Below are 20306 nucleotides of genomic sequence, written 5' to 3' on the forward strand. Positions count from 1 at the left end.
GAGCGGGCCGAATCGGGGGCGCCGGCGGCGGTCTGCTCACCGTGGGGCCGGTGGACGCCATCGGGCCGCGTCGCCGATTCGCTCCGGGAAGCGGGCCTCGGCCCCGGGGCGCCTGGGCGGCGGCGGGCAGGCCGCCGTGCCCCGGCCCCGGTGGCCCCGAACGCGAAGGGGCCGGCACCTCGTGAGGTGCCGGCCCCTTGCTTTCCCGAGGGGTCAGATCGGGAGGATGTTCTCGGCCTGCGGGCCCTTCTGGCCCTGCGTGACGTCGAAGCTGACCTTCTGGCCCTCCTGGAGCTCACGGAAGCCCTGGGTGGCGATGTTGGAGTAGTGGGCGAAGACGTCGGCGCCGCCGCCGTCCTGCTCGATGAAGCCGAAGCCCTTTTCCGAGTTGAACCACTTCACGGTACCGGTCGCCATGGGGATCTCCTTAGGGAGCAGTAAACGAAGGCCGCACTTTGCGGACTTCCGTCGCCGCAATGACCCCTCCGGAAGGACCGGAAAAACAAAAAATGCACCTGCGGTCGCATCCCGGCAGGTGCACAAGAAGTTCATGGGTACCAAAACTGCAACGCGATCAACCTAACACACCTGCTGGGGGACGACCGGGAGGCCGGGTCCGGCACGCGTCGGGCGTGGCGGACCCGGCCCCGTGGGCCGTCGGTCAGTAGGTGAGGCGCTGGAGCCCGTTGGCCCAGGGGTTCACCAGGAAGACCGTGCGGGTGGCGGGGTCGAGGAACAGGCCGCGCCGGCTGGTGAAGTCGAAGTTGCTGGTGCTGAGGGTGGAGTTGACGAGGTTGGCGACGGGGTGCCGGGAGAGCACCTTGCCGGTGTCGGGGTCGAGGACGGTGATCTCGCTGAGGGCGTTGTTGTCGCCGGTCGTGGCCTCCTCGTAGAGGTGGGCGACGACGGCGACGTGGTGCCGGGTGTCGAGCGCCGGCCACATGACGCCCCGGGTGCCCAGGTCGGCCGGGGCACCGGTGGCCAGGCTCTCCTGGTCGGCCGCGCGCCAGGTGGCGGTGGGGAACTCGCCGGTGGTGTAGCTGGGGGTGGCGGGCCCCGCGGCGACGTAGACCCGGTCGCCCTTGCCGTCGGGCAGCAGCCCGGCGGTGCAGGCCGGCATGGTGGTCAGCGGCGACACCTCGCGGGTGCCGGCGTCGACCGAGACGGCCCAGTAGGGGACGCGCCCGGACAGGCAGGGCCCCATGGTGCCGGTGGTCGCCACGAAGAAGGTGCCGGTCGACGCGTCGACGGAGACGTTGCCGAAGGCGCGCCCCGGGTTGTCCGCGTTGAGCGCGATCGGCGCGGAGACCTTGCCGTTGGTCATGTCGACGGTCCACAGCGAGGCGACCCCGGTGACCCCGTCGAAGGTCGTCACGGCCGCTCGGTGACGGGCCGGGTCGACGACCCCGCCCTGGTAGTACACCGACGTCGAACCGGTGCCCGGGTCGAGGGTGCTGAGCCTCACACGCCCACCCGTCGCGGTGTCGCGCAGGTCGACCTCGGGGAGGACGCCGCCGTCGAACGGCCGGTGGCCGATGAGGGTGTGTCCCGTGCCGGGATCGGCCCCCAGCACCTCCTGCATCATCGAGGTGCCGGTCTCGCGGGACACCGTGGTGCCGAGGGTGCCGTCCTTGAGCGAGTACGCGGTGGTGGCCGAGGCCGCCAGATGGATCCAGCCGTCCTCGCCCTCGGTGAACTCGTCGGTGGCGAGCAGCGCCTTGCCGCCGCTGACCTCGATGTTCTCCAGGGTGCCGGAGACCGTGTCGCCGTCGAGGTACTGCAGGAACGACGTGGGCGACGCCTGCCCCACCGGCTTGCCGTTCCGGGTGGGCAGGATCCGGACCGGGTACTGCAGTCCGGTCGGCAGACCGAGCGCCTTCAGGTCCAGCACCGTCCGGCCCTTCACCGACGGCAGGGGCCGCAGCAGGGTGGAGGCGTGGTCGACGCCGTTGTCGTCGCGGCCGCTGCCGTTCTGGTTGGTGGCGGTGTTGAGCGCCCCGTACAGCGTGGGCGCCGGGGTGAGGAACTCGATGGCGGCGCCGTCGGCGTGCCGTACCGAGGAGGCGTCCCAGGCGACCGTGAGCTTCGGTGCCGGCCGGCTCAGTTCCACGGCGTGTGCCGTGGCGGAGGTGCCCTGCCCCAGCAGCGGGGCCTGCGGCCGCTGGTCGGCGCCGGGTCCGACGCGCAGGGCACGGAAGTCCCCGAAGACCTGGCCGTCGTAGAGCGTGACGCCGATGCCGTAGAGCCCGGCGCCACCCGGTTCGAAGGCCGAGGCGGGGATGGTCACCGTGCCCTTGGTGCCGGTGAGCGGGGTGCGCCACTGGGCACGCCACTTGTCGCTGGTGGTGAAGGGCGTCCAGTGACCGACCGAGGAGAGCACCAGCTCGGGCGCGGTGGCGTCGCGCAGGCCGGTGAGGTCGTAGTGCACGGTGACGGGCTTGCCCAGCGGGGAGGAGCCGGGCGCGGTCGGGGCCTTGGGCTGCACATAGGTGCCGTCGGCGGCGCCGAAGGTGAGCCGCTTGCCGGTCGAGGCCACGACCTTGTTCCCGGAGAGCGCCTCGAACGTCACCTGTACCGAGCGCGGTTCGCCGGAGGCCAGGGGCAGGCCGGCGGCGCCCAGCAGCTCACGCGGCAGGACACGCAGGCTGGGGCCCGCGGACGGGATCGTGCCGTGGTCGCCGACGCGCAGACGGTACGTCAGCTTCCGGTGGGCGCCGGTGAGGTCGAGGCCGAAGGTGATCGGCGAGACGGCGTTCTGCCCGGACGGGTTGCCCCAGGCGTCGGCGGGGCCCGCCAGGTCGATGGCGGAGGGGTCGGTGGCCTCGACGAAGGAGGTCGTCGGGCTCACCGACAGCAACTGGCGCTCGGCGACGGAGAGCCGTACCGCGGCGGGGGTGAGGTCGTGGCGCTCGGCGAGCACCTTCTCGACCGCCGCCGTGACGTCCAGTTGCGGGCCCATCCGCAGTTCCCGGTCGGCCTGCGGGGGCTGGGCGATCGGGCGGCCGGTGTCGACGAGCAGCTTCCTGACCTCGCGGGGGCTGAGCTCCTGGCCGGTCGCCTCGGCGGCCGCCAGCACGTTGGCCGCCGCGGCGGCGATCATCGGGGCGGAGGCGGAGGTGCCGCCGTTGAGCACCACGCCCGGTCCCTCCGGGGTGTGGATCAGCGAGGGCAGGTTGTCGCCGGGCGCCGCCAGGTCGATCCGCGTGCCGAACCCCGAGGAGTAGCCGGCCGATCCGTTGTAGCGGGTCGTCGGGTAGACCGCGGTGCGCACGTCGTCCGAGCTCAGGGTGTCGTCGACGGTCGTGCCGCCGGCGGCGATCACCCCGGTGTCACGGACCAGGGTGGGGGTGGTGGTGGGGGCGACGTCGTCGATGGACGTCTGCGCGCGGCTGCTCGACGTCAGGTCGGTCGGGGTGCTGCCGCCGTCGGGGCCGACGGACACCGGCAGGCCCAGGCGGGTGCCGTCGTTGGACGACACGACCACCACGATCCCCGAGTCCACGATGGAGCGCAGGGTGTCCCTGATCTCGGGGTCGTCCTCCAGCCACCGGGAGGGGAAGCCGATCGAGCCGTCCGTGCCGAAGCCGAGGCTCGCGGTGATGACGTCCGGCCGGGGCTTCTGGGCGGCCGCGGCCCGCAGGGCCGCCGCGATGCCCACCGCGGAGGGCTCCTCCGGGATCACCAGCCGGTACTGCGCGCCGGGCGCGATGCCCAGCAGGTCGGTGGCGCCGCTGCCGGTGGCCTCGGGGCGCTGCCGGTCGTGCGGCAGCGGGGCCATCATCGAGAAGTCGAGCAGCACTTCGGCGAGGTTGGGGTCCTGGCCCTCGATGCTGCCGGCGGGGTCGAGACGGCCCTTGTTGTCGCTGGTGAAGGTCGGTATCAGCGGCAGGGAGGGGAAGTCCAGGTAGCGCTTGCCGTCACGGAGCACCGTGGTGGGGCCGTTGAGGCGCACGTACTCGTCGCCCGCGTCGGCCATGCCCTGGTCGGTGAGGTCGCCCAGCGACACGTTGGTGACGATCTGGCCCTCGCCGGGCAGCGCGCGCAGATAAGTCGCGGTGTCCTGGAAGGCACCGACCGCGTTGACGCCGCCCGCGTTGAGGTACGACTGGAAGGACGTCGTCAGGCCCTCGTTGGCGGGCAGGTCCTTGGCGGCGGTCGAGGGGGCGGTGGTGCGGGCCGCGCTCCGGTCGCCCATGCCCCCGACGGCCGCGAGGACCTCCTTCGGGAGCCGCACGGCGCCGGAGTTCATCGTGCGGGGGCGGACCGCGGAGCGGGCGCCCGTGGACGCGCCCACGCTGTACGGGGTCAGCGCGGCGGCGTCGGCCCTGGCCTGGAGTATCCCGGGCGAGGGGGTCAGCGGGTCGCCGAACGCGCTGCGGCCCTGGGGGGCCACCACGGGGAAGGCCCGGGTGGTGCCGTCCTTGCGGGTCAGGGTGCCCGACCCGTCGTCGGACCAGCGCAGCACGGAGCCGTCGGAGAGGGTGAGGGAGTGCGCCGCGGGAGCCGCCTGGGCCGCGGACCGGGACGCCGGGGCGTCCGGATCCGCGGCGTGGGCGACGGAAGGTGCGGCGGCGATCGTGGACAACAGGGCGGCGAGCGCCGTCAAGCGTGCTCGTCTGAAGCGGTGGGACATGCAACGCCCTTCGATGATCGGGTGAGGAACGTGCAGAGGGCCGGCGGGACTTCGGGACGCGGGACGGAGCTCACCTTGACGGTGCCACGTCACACCGGACAAGCTCCGGGAGCTGCGGGTTTGTGCAGTTGCCCACATGCGCGGGGCGCGGCACGCCGCCGGGCGGTCACTCCTCGTCCCGCTCCGCGCCGCGGACCAGGTGGACCGCCGTGCTGGCCCAGTCCCCGGGCGGCAGGTCCGGCGTGAACCCGTACCCGCCGAGCACGGCCGCGTGGTGCACGGTCCCGGTGCGCGTGTCGCGGTAGCGGGCGCCGGGCGTGAGGCCGCCCAGCCGCACCGGACCCTGCGGACCGCCGTGCCGCCGGACGCTCTGCCAGGCCAGCACCAGGGCCTCGCTCCCGTCGTGGGCGGCGTACTCCACCACCGTGGGACCCTCGTCGCCGCCCTCGCGCAGCCGGTGCAGCGCGCCGTGCTGGACGAGGTGCCGGACCCGCTTGTACTCGGCCACCAGCTCGGCGCCGGCCGCCAGTTCCTCCTCGGACCAGCGGCCGAGGTCACCGCCGATGCCCAGCAGGCCGGCCATGGCGACGTGGAAGCGGAAGCGCAGCGGCACCGTGCGGTGGGTCAGCTGGTTCGGCACGTCGGTCACCCAGGCGGCCATGGTGCGCGCCGGGTAGACCTGGCCGTAACCGTGCTGGATGGCCACGCGGTCGGCGGCGTCGGTGTTGTCCGAGGGCCACGCCTGGTCGGTGCGGGAGAGGATGCCGAGGTCCACCCGGCCGCCGCCGCCGCTGCAGGACTCGATCCGCAGCCGCGGGTGGTCGGCGCGGAGCCGGTCGATCACCCCGTAGAGGTTGTGCACGTACCCCGTCCACAGCCGGTCCGCGCCGTCCTCGCGGCCGGGCCAGCCGGCCTCGCTGAACGCGCGGTTCATGTCCCACTTGAGGAAGTCGACGCCGTTCCCGGCGACGAGCCGGGTGAGCCAGCCGTACGCCCAGTCCGCGACGTCCCGCCGCGCGAAGTTGAGGACCAGCTGGTTGCGCAGTTCGGTCCTGGTCCGGCCGGGGACGTGCAGCACCCAGTCCGGGTGCGCGCGGTACAGGTCGCTGTCGGGGTTGACCATCTCCGGCTCCACCCACAGCCCGAAGCGCATCCCGAGCCGGTGCACCTCGTCGGCGAGGGGGGCGAGCCCGCGGGGGAAGCGGTCGGCGGCCGGGGTCCAGTCGCCGAGGCCCGCGCGGTCGTCGCGCCGGGCGCCGAACCACCCGTCGTCGACGACGTACAGCTCCACGCCCAGCGCGGCGGCCCGCGCGGCGAGCGCCGCCTGGCCGGCCTCGTCGACGTCGAAGCCGGTGGCCTCCCAGGAGTTGTAGAGCACCGGCGCGATCTCCCGCGGGTGCGGCAGGACGTGGGCCAGGGTGTGGGCGTGCCAGGCGCGGCTGGCGGCGCCGAAGCCGCCCTCGGTGAACACGGCGGCGAAGACCGGCGTGCTGAACTCCTCGCCGGGGGCGAGCGGCAGGCCCGTCCCGTCGTGCCCGGCGCCCCCGGTGAAGCCGGCCCGGCCGTCGTGCGTGCGCTGCGCGGTGATCCGCCAACTGCCGCTCCAGGCCAGCGCGGCGCTCCACACCCGGCCGTGGGTCTCGGTGGCGTCGCCCGCGTCGAGCATCACCCAGGGGTTGGCGTGGTGGCTGGTGATGCCGCGGCGGCTGGTCAGCACGGTCTCGCCGTACGGCAGCCGGTCCCGGCGCAGCCGGCTCTCGGCGGACCACTGGCCGGTGACGTGGCTGAGCCGGTAGCCGGGCAGCGGCGGCAGGCTCCAGGCGGCGGAGTCGGCCCGGAGCAGCGTGAGTTCGCGGTCGCCCGCGTTGCGCAGGACGGTGCTGCGTTCGATGACGTCGCTGTCGTCGTGCACGCGGTACCGCAGGGTGACCTCCAGCGGGTGGACGCGGTCGCGGAACCGCAGCGACAACTCCGCCGTGCCGGGCGCCGGTTCCCGTACCTCGTGTCCCACCGGGAGCCACTCGAAGGCCCGGGTCCCGTCGGCGAAGCGGACCTGGAGCGAGGGCGGCCCGAACCGGGCCCCGCCGTCGACGGGGAGCTCCTCGCCCACCGGGGGCCGTCCCTCGAAGCTGCTCGCGTCCGGCCCCGGGGGGACGGCGAGTTCCGCGGCCTCGTCGAGGGTCAGCCGCGGGCCCCAGGCGACATGGCAGGGGGCACCGGTGGCGTCGACGCGCAGCGCGTACGACGTGCGCGGGGTGCTCAGCAGCCAGATCCCGGTGTCCGGGGCATGGGAGATCACGGGCATGGGTCCTCACGTTCGGGTGGTGCTGGGGAACAGTCGGCAGCCAATCCTTACCTTGGATCAGATGTCAACACCCACCCTGATCCGGCCTTTTCAAGCTGAGGGCACCTCATGGAGGCAACTTCCGAGGAACCTTGATTCTTTTATTGACAGCAGAAAAGAACCCACCTAGGTTCCCGGCCATGCGCTCGATCCTGCCGGGGGAGGCGTTCCCGGCCCACACGCCGGCCGCCGCCCAGATCTTCACCACCGTCCTGTGCCACGGTCCGCTCACCCGCACCGAGGTCGCCAGGCGTGCCGGGCTGTCCGCGGCCGCGGTCACCAAGGCGGTCCGGCCGCTGATCGAGGCCGGCTACCTCGTCGAGGACGTGGACGAGGAGGCCCGCCCCTCCCTGGGACGGCCGGCCAACCCCGTACGGGTGGACGGCGGCCGGGCGCTGTTCATCGGCCTCAAGATCACCGGGGACGAGATCATCGGTGTGCTCACCGACCTGTGCTGCCGGATCCGCACCTCCCGCCACGTGCCGCTGCCCGCCCCCGGCCCCAGGGCCGTCCTGGAGTCGGCGGCCGCGCTGGTGCACGAACTGCTGGCGGAGGCGGACGGCTTCGGCGTCGCCGTCAGCGGCCTGGGCATCGCGGTCTCCGGTGACGTGGACCGGGCCGGCGGCGTGGTGCGCTACTCCCCGTTCCTCGACTGGCGCGACGTCCCGCTGGCCGAACTGGCGGGGATGACCACGGGCCTGCCCGTCACCGTCGACAACGACGTCAGGGCGCTCACCGTCGCCGAGCAGTGGTTCGGCGCCGGCGTGGGCCTGTCCGACTTCGCCGTGGTGACGGTCGGCGCCGGCATCGGCTGCGGCCTCGTCGTGCACGGGCGCGTCGTCTCGGGCGCGTACGGGGTGGCCGGTGAGATCGGCCACCTGTCCATCGACCCGGCGGGACCCCTGTGCCACTGCGGCAACCGCGGGTGCGTGGAGGCGATCGCGGCGGACCCCGCCATCGTCCGCGCCGTCCGCGAGGCGACGGGCACCCCCGTGGCCGACGCCGCCGAGGCGCTGCGACTGGCCCACGGGGGAGACCCGGGGGCCAGGGAGGTGTACGCGCGGGCCGGCGAGGCGATCGGCCGGGCCATCGGCTCGGTGGCCAACCTCTTCGGCCCGGAACGCGTGATCATCTCGGGCGAGGGCCTGGTGGCCCACGACCTGTTCGCCGACCAGATCCTCGAGGCGTTCGCCGCCTCCGCCTTCGGCACCGCCGGGCAGTGCGACCTGCGGACGCGGCCGCTGCCCTTCGAGGAGTGGGCGCGCGGGGCCGCGGCCACCGCGATCCAGTCCTTCATCAGATCAGACACGTACTAGGAGTAGCGATGACGCTGCAGAGCCGCACCGTCCCGACCGCGCTTCAGCCCAGCCGCCGCACCGTGGTCGGCGGACTGTTCGGGCTCGGGGCCGCGACGCTCGCCGCCCCCCTCCTCACCGCCTGCGGCGGGGGAGCGACGGCCGACCCCAAGACGGTGACCTTCGGGTCCAACGGGGCCGACGCCACGCCCAAGTCCGCCTACGCCGCGGTCACCAAGGCCTTCGCCAAGGAGAGCGGCCTGACGGTCAAGACCAACACCGTCGACCACGACAGCTTCCAGAAGAGCATCTCCAGCTACCTGCAGGGCACTCCGGACGACGTCTTCACCTGGTTCGCCGGATACCGCATGCAGTACTTCGCCAAGAAGGGCCTGGCCACCCCGCTCGACGACGTGTGGGAGAAGATAGGCGGCGGCTTCAGCGAGGCCACCAAGCAGCTCTCCCGCGGCGAGGACGGCAAGTTCTACTTCGTCCCGCTGTACAACTACCCCTGGGGCGTCTTCTACCGGAAGAGCCTGTTCGAGGAGCGCGGTTACACCGTGCCCCGCACCTGGTCCGAGTTCACCGCGCTCGCCAAGCGGATGAAGAAGGACGGCCTCTCCCCGATCGCCTCCGGCTACGGCGGCGGCGACGCCTGGAGCATCCTCGGCGCCTTCGACTACCTCAACCTGCGGGCCAACGGCTACGAGTTCCACATGTCCCTGATGCGGGGCGAGGTCTCCTGGACCGACAAGCGCGCCGCCACCACCCTCGACCTGTGGCGCGAGATCAGCCCCTACTACCAGCAGGGCGCCGGCGGACGCTCCTGGCAGGACGCGGCCCAGTCACTGCTGGACAAGAAGTCCGGCATGGCGGTCATCGGCCTCTTCCTCGGCCAGCAGGTCTCCGACGAGGCGCTCCGCGCCGACATCGACTTCTTCCCCTTCCCCGAGATCGACCCGGCCAACGGCCAGGACGCCGTCGAGGCTCCCACGGACGGCTTCATGCTCAGCCGCCGTCCCAAGAACGAGAAGGGCGCCAAGAAGCTGCTGGAGTTCCTCGGCGGCGCCAAGGCCGAGGGCCTCTACATGGGGGTCGACCCCAGCAACGTGGCCGTCCACGCGCAGGCCGACACGGGTTCCTACAACCCGCTGCAGAAGAAGTCCGCCGAACTCATCGCCTCCGCCAAGCACATCACCCAGTTCGCCGACCGCGACAGCGACCCCGGGTTCATCTCCACGGTCGTCCTGCCCGGACTCACCCAGTGGCTCGGCCACCCGGACGACGGCGCCGCCCTGCTCAAGCGCATCGAGTCGCAGCGCTCGCGCTTCTTCACCTCCTGACCGGACCGGGAAGGTTCACCGTGCCCTCCGCGTCCCCCACCGCACCCCCCGTCCCCGGGCCGCAGGCCCCCGCCACCCCGGCGCCCCGGCGCCGCCCCCGCCGGCTCGGTCCCGGTGACCGGCTCTTCCTGGCCGTCGTCATCGGGGTGCCGCTGCTCGCCCTCCTGGTCTTCGTCTGGCTGCCGGCCCTGGCCTCCATGGGCCTGTCCTTCACCAGCTGGGACGGCATCTACCTGTCCGACATCCACTGGGTCGGGCTCGACAACTACCACCAGATCCTCACCAACTACCCGCCGTTCTGGCCGGCGGTGCGGCACAACGTCATCTGGCTGCTCTTCACCGCGCTGCTGCCCACCCCGTTCGGGATCTTCCTCGCCTACCAGCTCGACCGGAAGCTCCGCTTCACCCGGGTCTACCAGACGGCGATCTTCCTGCCGATGGTGCTCTCGCTGGCCGTCGTCGGTCTCATCTGGGAGATCATCTACAACCCCGACACGGGCCTGCTGGACGGGATCCTGGCCGCCGCGGCCCCCGGCCACCACATCGACTGGCTGGGCGACCCCGACCTCAACCTGTGGGCCGTCCTGGTCGCCTCGGCCTGGCGGCACACCGGCTACATCATGATCCTCTACCTGGCCGGGCTGAAGGGCTTCGACCCGGCCCTGAAGGAGGCCGCCGCCCTCGACGGCGCCAACGGCCGCCAGACCTTCCTGAAGGTGGTCTTCCCCGCCCTCAAGCCGGTCAACGTCATCATCCTCGTCGTCACCGTCATGGAGTCCCTGCGGGCCTTCGACGTCGTCTACGTGCTCGGCGGCGGCGTCGGCAGCAAGCCCGGCATGGAACTGCTGTCGCTGCTCATCACCGACAACATCATCGGCGAGTCCAGTCACATCGGTTACGGCTCCGCCCTCGCGGTCGTCCTGCTCCTGGTCTCCCTCGCCGCCATCGGGACCTTCCTCGTCCAGACCTTCCGCAAGGAGGACCGGTGACCACGACCGCCGCCCCGCCCGTCACCCCGGCCCGCCCCCGCGACGAACCGCCGCACGGCGGCGCCTCGAAGCCCCCGCGGCAGACCGGCCGCCACCTGATGCTCGCCACCATCGCGCTGCTGTGGCTGCTGCCACTGCTGTGGGCCGTGTACACCTCGCTGCGCCCCTACGCGGACACCAGCAAGCACGGCTACCTGTCCTGGCCGCGCGGGATCAGCCTGCAGAACTACACCGACGCCTGGAACCAGTCCGGCATGCCGCACTTCTTCTGGAACTCGGTCCTCATCACCGTCCCGTCCGTGCTGGGCACCCTGCTGTTCTCCGCCGCGGTCGCCTTCTTCGTCTCCCGCTTCGACTTCCGGTGGAACATCGCGCTGCTGATGCTCTTCACCGCGGGCAACCTGCTGCCCGCGCAGGTGCTGATCACCCCGCTCTACCGGCTCTACCTGCTGGTGCCGCTGCCGGCGTGGATGAGCGACTCGCTGCTGCTGTACAACTCGACGTGGGGCATCATCGCCATCCACATCGCCTACCAGTGCGGCTTCTGCACCTTCGTGCTGAGCAACTACATGAAGACGATCCCGGGCGAGATCTCCGAGGCCGCCCTCGTCGACGGCGCCCCGGTGTGGCGGCAGTTCTTCCAGATCATCCTCCCGCTGTGCCGGCCGGCCTTCGCCGCGCTGGCCACCCTGGAGTCGATCTGGATCTACAACGACTTCTTCTGGCCGCTCGCCCTCATCGAGACGGGTGACAAGCGGCCCATCACCTCGGCCCTGGCCAACCTGCAGGGCCAGTACTTCACCAACCCCAACCTCATCGCCGCCGGCGCCCTGATGACGGCGATCCCCACCCTGCTGGTGTACTTCGCGCTCCAGCGGCAGTTCATCAGCGGCCTGACCATCGGCTCCGGCAAGGGCTGACCTCGCCAGGCCCGGCACACCCCCCACCCGCCGTACCCCCCACCCCCAGGAGGCCCGACCCATGCGGTCACCCTCGCGCTCCCCCCTGTCCTCGACCGCCGCCAGGACGCTGCTCGTCCTGGCCCTCACCGCCGGAGTGTCGGCGGCCGTCCCCGCGGCCGGGGCGACCGGCCCGGACGCCGGGCTTGCCGCGCCCGCCGCGACGACCGCCGCCGCGCACAAGGTCGCGGCCAAGCCCTACATGGGCTGGTCCAGTTGGAGCATGCAGTCCTCGAAGTACCCCGGTCTCAACCCCACCGGCGACTACAGCTACCTGACCGAGGCGAACGTCCTCAAGCAGACCGACGCCCTCGCAGCCAAGTTGAAGAAGTACGGCTACGACTACGTCAACCTCGACGCCGGCTGGTGGCGCGACCAGAGCTGGAAGCCCGAGTTCGACGCGTACGGCCGGCAGACCCCCGACCCGGAGCGCTTCCCGCGCGGCATGAAGGCGGTCGCCGACCACATCCACGGCAAGGGGCTCAAGGCCGGCATCTACCTGCCCGTCGGCCTGGAGAAGGAGGGGTACGGCGACGGCAAGCTGCCGATCTGGAACACCACCGACTGCACCACCGCCGACATCGTCTACGACGACCTGCGCACCACCAACGGCTGGGACAGCTCCTACAAGATCGACTTCTCGAACCCCTGCGCGCAGAAGTACGTCGACTCCCAGGCGCGGATGATCGCCGACTGGGGCTACGACTTCCTGAAGATCGACGGTGTCGGCCCCGGCTCCTTCAAGAGCGGTGACAACTACGACAACCGCGCCGACATCGCCGCCTGGCAGAAGGCCATCGCCGCCACCGGCCGCACCATCCACCTCGAACTGTCCTGGTCGCTGGACATCGGCCACGTCGCCGACTGGAAGAAGCTCTCCAACGGCTGGCGCATCGACACCGACGTCGAGTGCTACTGCGACACCCTCGTCAGCTGGGAGAACTCGGTCGACGACCGCTTCGACGACGCGGCGGCGTGGAGCCGGCACGGCGGTCCCGGCGGCTGGAACGACCTGGACTCCCTCGATGTCGGCAACGGGAGGATGGACGGCCTCACCAAGGCCGAGCGGCAGACCTACATGACGCTGTGGGCCATCGCCAAGTCCCCGCTGTACACCGGTGACGACCTCACCCGCCTCGACGACTACGGGCTGTCCCTGCTGACCAACCGCGAGGTCATCGCCCTCAACCAGTCCGGCACCCGCCCGGCCCGCCCGGTCACCCCCGCCGGCGACCGGCAGGTCTGGACCGCGAGGAACGTCGACGGCAGCTACACCGTCGCCCTGTTCAACCTCGGCGACGCCCCCGCCGCCGTGACCGCCGACTGGACCGCGCTCGGCTTCTCCGGCCGCGCCCTCGTCCGCGACCTGTGGAACCACGAGAACCTGGGCGCGGTCAAGGACAAGGTCACCGCGTCCCTCCCCGCGCACGGCTCGCGCCTGTTCACCGTCACCCCGCGCGGCCCCGCCGTGCGCACGACCGGCTACGAGGCGGAGGCCCCGGGCAACACCCTGGCCGGCAACGCCTCCCTCGCCGACTGCTCCGCCTGCTCCGGCGGCCGCAAGGCCGGCAACCTCTACCTCGGGGGCTCGCTCACCTTCGGCGACGTCGTGGTGAAGAGGGCCGGCACCTACCTGGTCGACGTCGCCTACGTGGGCGGTGACGCCCGCACCGTCCAGGTTTCCGCCAACGGCGGCGCCGCCACCGCCCACAGGTTCGCCTCCACGGGCGACTGGGGCACCGTCGAGACGGTCAGTGTCCCCGTCACGCTCAAGGCGGGCGCCAACACCGTCACCTTCGACAGCGGCACCGGGTACGCCCCGGACATCGACCGGATCGACGTCCCCGAGCTGTCCTGACGTCCCTCGGGGCCCGGCACCCGCCGGGCCCCCCAAGACAGAGCGGGCCGGCAGACACGGACGGGGGAGCGCGTATCTGCCGACCCACGATCACCATAGGGCCCCGAGGGGGGACGCCGCCCGCACATCGCGGATGTCCGCCGGTTTCGGCCACGAACCTGGCGCGGAGCGTTCACCGCCGTCCACCGGGCCCCGCGGGCCTCACACGCGTGCGGCGGAGCGCAGGTCGTGGTCGAAGGCGCGGATGTCCTCCGTCGTGAGCGTGGTGCGGGTGCGGGCGACGGCCTGCAGGTAGTCCTCGGTGCGGTGCGTCAGATCCGCCGTGGTGCGCGGGTCCGTCGCCAGGTGCCGTTCGAAGGCGGTCTGCGCGGCGGCCTGGGCCGCGTATTCGATGTCCGCCGGTGTGAAGCGGTCGCTGGCCTCGACCAGCGCGTCCAGGTCGATGTCCGTGACACGGTCCGGTCCGATGTAGCGGACCCAGATGGCCCGGCGGGCCGCGGGGTCCGGCGGGCCGACCGGGATCAGGAAGTCGAAGCGGCCGGGGCGCAGGAAGGCCGGGTCCAGCGAGCGCACCGCGTTGGTCGCGCAGATCAGCAGCCGGCGCTCGCCGCGCCGGAACTGCGGGATGAGCTTCAGGAGCTCGTTGGTCACCCGGTGGGCCAGGGTGGACGGGTCCTGCCGCTCCGAGGCGATCTCCTCCGCCTCGTCGAAGAAGAGCACCACCTGCTCCAGGTGCTCGACGCGGGCGAACAACCGCCGCAGCCCGTCCGCCACCCCGTGCGCGTCCTCCGCCAGCTGGTACGGGAGCACCTCGATGAACGGCCACGCCAGCCGGGACGCCACCGCCTTCGCGAAGGTCGTCTTGCCCGTGCCCGGCGGACCGAACAGGACCACGGCACGCGGCGGGACGAGGCGGTAGCGCTCCGCGACCCCCGGGTTCTCCAGCGGCAGCACCAGCCGCCGCTCGATGAGCGTCTTCTCCGCGGCCATGCCCGCGATGCGGTCCCACAGCCCCTCCTCCGGGACCGCGCCACCGAGCTGGTCCAGCAGCATGGCCTCCGCGGAGTCGGCCGAGAGCAGCTTCTCGAAGTAGCCCAGCCCGGGGCGGAAGGAGTAGCCCGAGTTCCGGAACGCCTGCTCGCCGACCTCGCCCGCCGGCAACAGCGCCCCGATCCGGCGCACCCCGGTCTGGCCGAGGCTCTCCTCCAGGGCGGCCAGCAGCGCCGAGCCCATCCCGTGGTGCCGCCACTGCCGGGCGATGGCCAGTCGCAGCACCCAGGCGCGTTCCTGGGCCGTCGACGACACGGCGGCCCCCACGACCCGGTCACCGACCACCGCCACCACCGCGGGCGCCCCCACGCGCAGCGCCCCGACCACCTCCGCGAGGGTCACCGCGGGATCCTCGGCCGTGTCGCGCGACTCCTCCCAGATCCGCACGACCTGGTCCAGGTCGCCTTCCTCCAGATCACGAACCCGCCAAGGCGTCATGGCGCTCACCTCCCGACCATTCTGGCCCAGCCGGCGCCGGAACGCTCAGCCGGCGGGGTGGCTGACCTGCTCCTCCGCGCGGGCGGCCGGGGCGTCGACCTGGCGGAGTTCGGCGAGCAGCTCCGTCTGGCCGGCGAGCAGTTCGGTGAGGATGCGGCGGGCCGCGCGCAGGAGTTCGGCGACGTCCCCACCGGCGAGGGCGTAGCTGACGGTGGAGCCCTCGCGTATCGACACCACGATGCCGGACCGGCGCAGCACCGCGAGCTGCTGCGACAGGTTCGACGGCTCGATCTCGATCTCGTTCAGCAGGTCCCGCACCGGCACCGGGCCGTTCTGGAGCAGCTCCAGGACCCTGATCCGCACGGGGTGCCCGAGCATGCGGAAGAACTCCGCCTTGGCCTGGTACAGGGGTACCTGCATCGTCTGATCGCTCCTGCCCGGATTCCGACGGCCCTTCCCGCACCCGCCGGCGGCGGCTCCCCCGCTCCCACCGGCGCGATGCTGCGTCCAATCCTTCCCCCTCGGGGGCCCGTGCACCGCCGTGCTTGTGCGGATCAGGATGTGCCGAATTGAAGGATTCTTCAATTCCCGGGCACACGGGACCCCGAGGAAGGACCGGCGGCTACAGCTCGAGATCGGCCTCGATGCGCCGCAGGCGGTGCCGGGCCATCGCCAGGTTGGCGTTGCGCCGGTCGAGCACCAGGTAGAGGAACAGGCCGTTGCCGTCACGGCTCTTGAGCAGCCGGATGAGGTGGTACTGCGTGTCCATGGTGATCAGGACGTCCTCGATCTCCTCCTTGAGGCCCAGTTCCTTCATCGTCCGTGACTTGGCGCGGACCACGTCGGTGTTGCCGGCGGCCGCGACGGTGAGGTCGAGGTCCTTGCCGCCACCGATCGTGCCCAGCGCCATCCCGCTGGTGTAGTCGACGAGGGCAGCACCCACGCTGCCCTCGATCGACGTCATCGTCTCCTTGAGGGAGGTCTCCACATTCGCCATCGGCGTCCGCTCCTTGCCGTCGCTCTCCAGGCGTCCGCGCGTCCGCGCGCCGCCACCCCGGTTGGTGACGGAGAAGCTACTGAACGTGACGCGTCCCGTGGGGGAATCACCGATGCGGGCGAGCGGCCCCACGGCCCCGGGGTAGGATGCGCCGCCCGTACGGTTCAGCGTTCCCCGGCGGCGAGGAGTTCGCCGAGGACGTGCCGGGCGATGGACGCCATCCGCTCGTGGGTGTCCCGGTAGTGCCGCAGTTCCATCAGCGCGATCGACAGCGCCCAGCCGCGACCGCGCGCCCAGGTCGCCTCGTCGGTGCCCAGTGCCGTACGGAACGCGGCGCGACCCTCGGCGGGCAGCACGTACCAGGCGGCGATGGTGTCGACGGCGGGGTCGCCGAGACCCGCGCAGCCGAAGTCGATGACGGCGCTGAGCCCGCCGTCCGCCACAAGGAGGTTGCCCGGCTGCAGATCCGCGTGCACCCACACCGGCGGCCCCTGCCGTTCCGGAGCCGCCAGCGCGGCCTCCCACACCGCGCGGGCCGCCGCGGGGTCGACCTCCGGGCGCAGCGCGTCGATGGCGGAACGCGTCTCTCCGTCGCGCGCGGAAAGGGGCCCGGTGCGGTACGCGGGCGGCGCGCCGCCCGGGCCGACGCGCTGCAGGGCGGCGACGAAGGCCGCCAAATCCCAGGCGAGCGGGCCGGGTTCGGCGACACGGCCCACGGAGGGGTGCTCGCCCTCCAGCCACCCGTACACCGACCACGGCCAGGGGTACCCGTCGGCGGGCGCGCCCTTGCCGAGGGGCGCGGGAACGGCCGTGGGGAGCGCCGGCGCGAGCCGCGGCAGCCACTGGTGCTCCTTCGCCACGTCGTCCGCGGCGCCCGCGGTCCTGGGCAGCCGCACCACCATGTCCGTGCCCAGGCGGTACGTGACGTTGGAGGTGCCGGCCGACTCCGTGGCGGTGAGGGGGAGGTCCGCCCAGTGGGGGAACTGCGCGCGCAGCAACCGGCGTACCAGGGCCGTGCCGGTCCCGGACCGGTCGCCGTTCGGGGTGTGTGGGTGCATGTCCGCCTTCCGGAGTGGTCGCGCCGACCATGATGGGCCGACGGGGGGCGGGCGCGGCAACGGATTTCCGCGCCCCGGCCCCCGGGTGCGCGGCCGGCGGGGCCATGGGCTTGGATGTGCGCGTGACCGTCCATGATGTTGCCCCGCTCCTGCCCTCCATCGCCGAACTGCGCGACCACTGCCGCGCCCTGGCGATGCTCGAGGCGATCCTCAGCCCGGAGTGGGAGAGGCGCTACCACTCCTTCGACGCCGTGTGGGACGCGGACGAGGAGATGGCCTCCCTGCGCAACGGGTCGGGCGACGAGTACGCCATCGTGTTCTCCGCCGCCGGCGCCTTCATCCGCGGCTTCGACCACGAGTCGCCCGTCAGCCCCTACGGTTCGGAGGACCACGAGCCCTGGCCGGGCGTCGTCGACGAGGTGCCCGAGGCCTTCCGCGCGTATGTGGAGGAGCCGGCGTTCTGCGACGAGGAGGGGGTGCCGGTCGCGACCGTCTGCCTGTGGCGCGGCCCCGGGGACGACGCGTGGCGGCACGGCTCCGTCGACCTGCCGGCCGACCGCGAGGACGCCGACGGCGCCTCGTACCTGTTCGAGCTGCTGACCGACCGTTCCCCCGAGGCGTTCCGCGCCTTCGCCGAGGACTACTACGAGGTGCCGGTCGACCTCGACGCGGTACGTCACGTCAAGGCGCTGCGTCCGCTCACAGCGGAGGTCGTCGCGACGCTGAACGCGGAGGTCACGCTCGCGCAGCTGGCCGAGGACATCGAGGGCATCGGCTACCCGCGAGAGCGTATGTGACGGTCTGTCAGAGGCGGGCGGGGTCCGCCGCGGCCGTGCCTCGTGCGACGTCCCGCAGCGCGTCGAGCAGCCCCAGCAGGGCCGGTTGCAGCAGCGAGGTCTCGCGCACCGCGGCGTGGACCGCGCGGACGGGTTCCGGGCCGCGCACCTTGCGCACGACGACCCCGGGGTGGTGGTGCGCCAGGGCGGCCAGCGGCAGCAGGCTCACCCCGAGACCGGCGGCCACGAACCCCTGGGTGGTGGCGTAGTCCTCGCTCTGCACGACGACGTCGGGGCTGAAGCCGGCGGCGGCGCACGCCTGGAGGATCAGCTCCAGGCACGAACCGTCCGGGGACTCGCTGCCCACCCACGGCTCACCCGCGAGGTCGGTGAGGTCCAGCACCCGCTTCGCGGCGAGGCGGTGGCCCTTGGGGAGGACCGCCCGGTACGGGTCGTCCCGCAGGTGCACCAGGCGCAGCCCCTCCCGGCCCTGCCCTCGCGGCCGCACCACGATCGCCAGGTCCGCGCGGCCCTTCTCCACCTCCGGCAGCGGATCGCCGGGGTCGACCAGGCCGAGGTCGATCCGCACCCCCGGATGCTCACGGCGCAGCCGCGCGACCGCCGGGGCGACCAGGTCCGCTCCCGCCGTGGGGAAGTAGCGCACCGTCAGCCGGCCGCTGCGGCCCGCGCGCAGGTCGGCGAGCGCCGTCTCGGCCTCGGCCACCTCCCTGCCGATGCGGGCGGCGTACTCGGTGAGCAGCAGTCCGGCGGGCGTGGGCTGGACGCCGCGTCCGACGCGTTCGAGCAGCGGGATCCCGGCCTGCCGCTCCAGGACGGCGATCTGCTGGCTGACCGCCGAGGGCGTGTAACCGAGGTGGGTGGCGGCCGCGGTGACCGAGCCGCTGGTCACCACCGCCCGGAGGACCTGCATGCGGCGCACGTCGAGCATGTAGCCCAGCTTAACGGTAGCTCCGTGAACTTTCGCTTGTCGTACCAGAACACGGTGGGGGAACGTCGGGGGACGGTGACGTTGCGACGAGCGGAGGCGGGGATGTCCGGGGAGTCCGGAAGCGGTGGCGGTGGCGGCGCGAGGGCGCTGCTGCGGCTGGGGGTGCTGGCCCTCCTGTGGGGGTCGACCTTCCTCTGGATCAAGATCGCACTGGAGGGGCTGCCGCCCGCCTGGGTCACCTTCCTGCGCTGCGCCTCCGGCGCGGCCCTGCTGCTCCTCCTGTGCCGCCGTGCGGGTCTGCGTCTGCCGCGCGGACGGGTGCTGTGGGGCCGGATCACACTGGCCGCGCTGCTCTGCAACGCGCTGCCCTTCCTCCTGTTCGGCGTCGGCGAGCAGAGCGTCGACTCCGGCGTCGCGGGCGTGCTCAACGCCACGACGCCGCTGTGGTCGCTGCTCATCGGCCTCGCCCTGAGCACGGAACGCGGCATCCGCGGACCCCGCCTCTGCGGGCTGCTCGCCGGCTTCGCGGGCGTCCTGCTGATCTTCGCCCCCTGGCACCGTTCGGGTCTGCCGGGTTGGGGCGCCCTGGCCCTGCTGGGCGCGGCGGCGAGTTACGCGCTGGCCTTCACCTACATGGGGCGCAGGCTCGTCGGCGCGGGTACGGGCACGCTCCCGCTCGCCGCCGCGCAGTTGAGCGCCGCGACCGTGCTGAGCGTCCCGGCCCTCCTCGCGACCGGCACCGGCGGGATCGCGCTGACGGTGCGTCCGGTCGTCGCGGTGTTCGTCCTCGGCGTCCTGTGCACCGGAGTCACCTTCCACCTGACGGTGCGCGTCATCGCCGACGAGGGCGCGACCGACGCGGCCACCGTCGGCTACCTGCTCCCGGTCGTGTCGGTGGGGCTCGGCGCCCTCGTGCTCGGCGAGCCGGTGGGCGGAAGGACGGCGGCGGGCATGCTGGTCGTCCTCGCCGGGGTCGGGCTCACGCGGTCGCGGGGACCACGGCTACGACGGTGGCGGCATGCCGACCGCGCGGGCGAGCGCGGCGACGACCGCGGGGGCGTGCCCGGGCAGACGCGACGCGGCCCAGCCGGCGCAGGCACGGAGGAACGCCGCCAGGTCCCGCTCGGCGCCGGCGATCCCCTGGCGCAGGACGTCGGCGGCCACCTCGAAGGCCGGACCGTCGTCCTGCTTCGCATCGACGGTCAGACGGACGACGTCGCCGCGCCGTTCGGCGAGCGGCCAGGGGTCGTGGCCGAGCCACGTGTCACCGGTGCCGGCGAGGACGCCGAGCCATGTCTCCCGCCAGTCCTCCAGGCCGCAGCAGCAGCCGGGAAGCAGCACGCCCCCGCCTACGGGGTCGGTGATCCGCAAGCCGCCGGAGGACCGGAGGTCCTCCTCGGACAGCAGCCCCAGGGGGAAGGCCTCCACCGGATCCCCTGACCGGCCGGGGAGGTCCGCATCGTCCGCCTCCATGCCGTTGTACGCCGCGACGGTCATCACGGCCGCGCCCAACTCGGCCGTCGACAGCCCGCCGTGCAGCGGCATGAAGGTGAACGGCTCCCACTCGGCCACCGGCCAGAGGGTGAAGCCGTCCGTGGTTCCGGTCTCCAGCACGGG

The 20306-nt window shown here is 72.7% G+C and carries 15 protein-coding genes; 7 read left to right on the forward strand and 8 right to left on the reverse strand.

The window, feature by feature from the left end; all coding sequences use genetic code 11:
• Nucleotides 1–213: 213 nt before the first annotated feature.
• The 3 genes from ACFZAU_RS02320 to ACFZAU_RS02330 form a co-directional block, all read right to left on the reverse strand.
• Nucleotides 214–417, reverse strand: a complete 204-nt coding sequence (locus tag ACFZAU_RS02320; protein WP_326570877.1) for a cold-shock protein — start codon at nt 415–417, stop codon at nt 214–216.
• A 244-nt stretch (nt 418–661) separates the two neighbouring features.
• The gene (locus ACFZAU_RS02325; RefSeq protein WP_500550687.1) at nt 662–4606 is read right to left on the reverse strand and encodes a S8 family serine peptidase; all 3945 of its coding nucleotides are present in this window, start codon (nt 4604–4606) and stop codon (nt 662–664) included.
• A 193-nt stretch (nt 4607–4799) separates the two neighbouring features.
• Nucleotides 4800–6938: an alpha-galactosidase gene (locus ACFZAU_RS02330; protein ID WP_500550688.1), complete on the reverse strand. Its 2139-nt coding sequence runs from the start codon at nt 6936–6938 to the stop codon at nt 4800–4802.
• A 179-nt stretch (nt 6939–7117) separates the two neighbouring features.
• Between ACFZAU_RS02330 and ACFZAU_RS02335 the strand changes: the two genes are divergently transcribed.
• From ACFZAU_RS02335 to ACFZAU_RS02355, 5 genes are all read left to right on the forward strand, one after another.
• Nucleotides 7118–8293: an ROK family transcriptional regulator gene (locus ACFZAU_RS02335; protein WP_500550689.1), complete on the forward strand. Its 1176-nt coding sequence runs from the start codon at nt 7118–7120 to the stop codon at nt 8291–8293.
• Nucleotides 8294–8301: 8 nt separating this feature from the next.
• Entirely contained in the window at nt 8302–9615 is a 1314-nt protein-coding gene (locus ACFZAU_RS02340) for an ABC transporter substrate-binding protein (RefSeq protein WP_500461829.1), read from the forward strand.
• A gap of 20 nt (nt 9616–9635) precedes the next feature.
• Nucleotides 9636–10604, forward strand: a complete 969-nt coding sequence (locus ACFZAU_RS02345; RefSeq protein ID WP_500550690.1) for a carbohydrate ABC transporter permease — start codon at nt 9636–9638, stop codon at nt 10602–10604.
• Complete coding sequence (locus tag ACFZAU_RS02350; RefSeq protein WP_500550691.1) at nt 10601–11524, forward strand: carbohydrate ABC transporter permease; 924 nt, start codon at nt 10601–10603, stop codon at nt 11522–11524. Before ACFZAU_RS02345 ends, ACFZAU_RS02350 begins: the two co-directional genes overlap by 4 nt.
• A gap of 61 nt (nt 11525–11585) precedes the next feature.
• Complete coding sequence (locus ACFZAU_RS02355; protein ID WP_500550692.1) at nt 11586–13421, forward strand: alpha-galactosidase D; 1836 nt, start codon at nt 11586–11588, stop codon at nt 13419–13421.
• A gap of 201 nt (nt 13422–13622) precedes the next feature.
• On the opposite strand, the gene ACFZAU_RS02360 is transcribed toward ACFZAU_RS02355, so the two are convergent.
• The 4 genes from ACFZAU_RS02360 to ACFZAU_RS02375 form a co-directional block, all read right to left on the reverse strand.
• Nucleotides 13623–14909 (reverse strand): ATP-binding protein, encoded by a 1287-nt coding sequence (locus ACFZAU_RS02360; protein WP_500550693.1) that lies wholly within the window; start codon nt 14907–14909, stop codon nt 13623–13625.
• A 45-nt stretch (nt 14910–14954) separates the two neighbouring features.
• Nucleotides 14955–15329, reverse strand: coding sequence for an ArsR/SmtB family transcription factor (locus ACFZAU_RS02365; protein WP_500550694.1), 375 nt, complete (start codon nt 15327–15329; stop codon nt 14955–14957).
• A 202-nt stretch (nt 15330–15531) separates the two neighbouring features.
• Nucleotides 15532–15906: a roadblock/LC7 domain-containing protein gene (locus tag ACFZAU_RS02370; protein ID WP_499605430.1), complete on the reverse strand. Its 375-nt coding sequence runs from the start codon at nt 15904–15906 to the stop codon at nt 15532–15534.
• 164 nt (nt 15907–16070) lie between these two features.
• Nucleotides 16071–16964 carry an aminoglycoside phosphotransferase family protein gene (locus ACFZAU_RS02375; protein ID WP_500550695.1) on the reverse strand — a complete coding sequence of 298 codons (894 nt, stop codon included), beginning with the start codon at nt 16962–16964 and terminating at the stop codon, nt 16071–16073.
• A 104-nt stretch (nt 16965–17068) separates the two neighbouring features.
• Between ACFZAU_RS02375 and ACFZAU_RS02380 the strand changes: the two genes are divergently transcribed.
• Nucleotides 17069–17761, forward strand: coding sequence for a hypothetical protein (locus tag ACFZAU_RS02380; RefSeq protein ID WP_500550696.1), 693 nt, complete (start codon nt 17069–17071; stop codon nt 17759–17761).
• Nucleotides 17762–17768: 7 nt separating this feature from the next.
• Here ACFZAU_RS02380 and ACFZAU_RS02385 read toward each other — a convergent pair whose 3' ends face one another.
• On the reverse strand, nt 17769–18689 hold the full coding sequence (locus tag ACFZAU_RS02385) for a LysR family transcriptional regulator (RefSeq protein ID WP_500550697.1): 921 nt from the start codon (nt 18687–18689) through the stop codon (nt 17769–17771).
• A 102-nt stretch (nt 18690–18791) separates the two neighbouring features.
• Between ACFZAU_RS02385 and ACFZAU_RS02390 the strand changes: the two genes are divergently transcribed.
• Nucleotides 18792–20129, forward strand: coding sequence for a DMT family transporter (locus ACFZAU_RS02390; protein WP_500550698.1), 1338 nt, complete (start codon nt 18792–18794; stop codon nt 20127–20129).
• The last annotated feature ends 177 nt before the right edge of the window (nt 20130–20306 follow it).

It is taken from the genome of Streptomyces sp. NPDC008238, from assembly GCF_042956445.1.
Classification (GTDB): domain Bacteria; phylum Actinomycetota; class Actinomycetes; order Streptomycetales; family Streptomycetaceae; genus Actinacidiphila.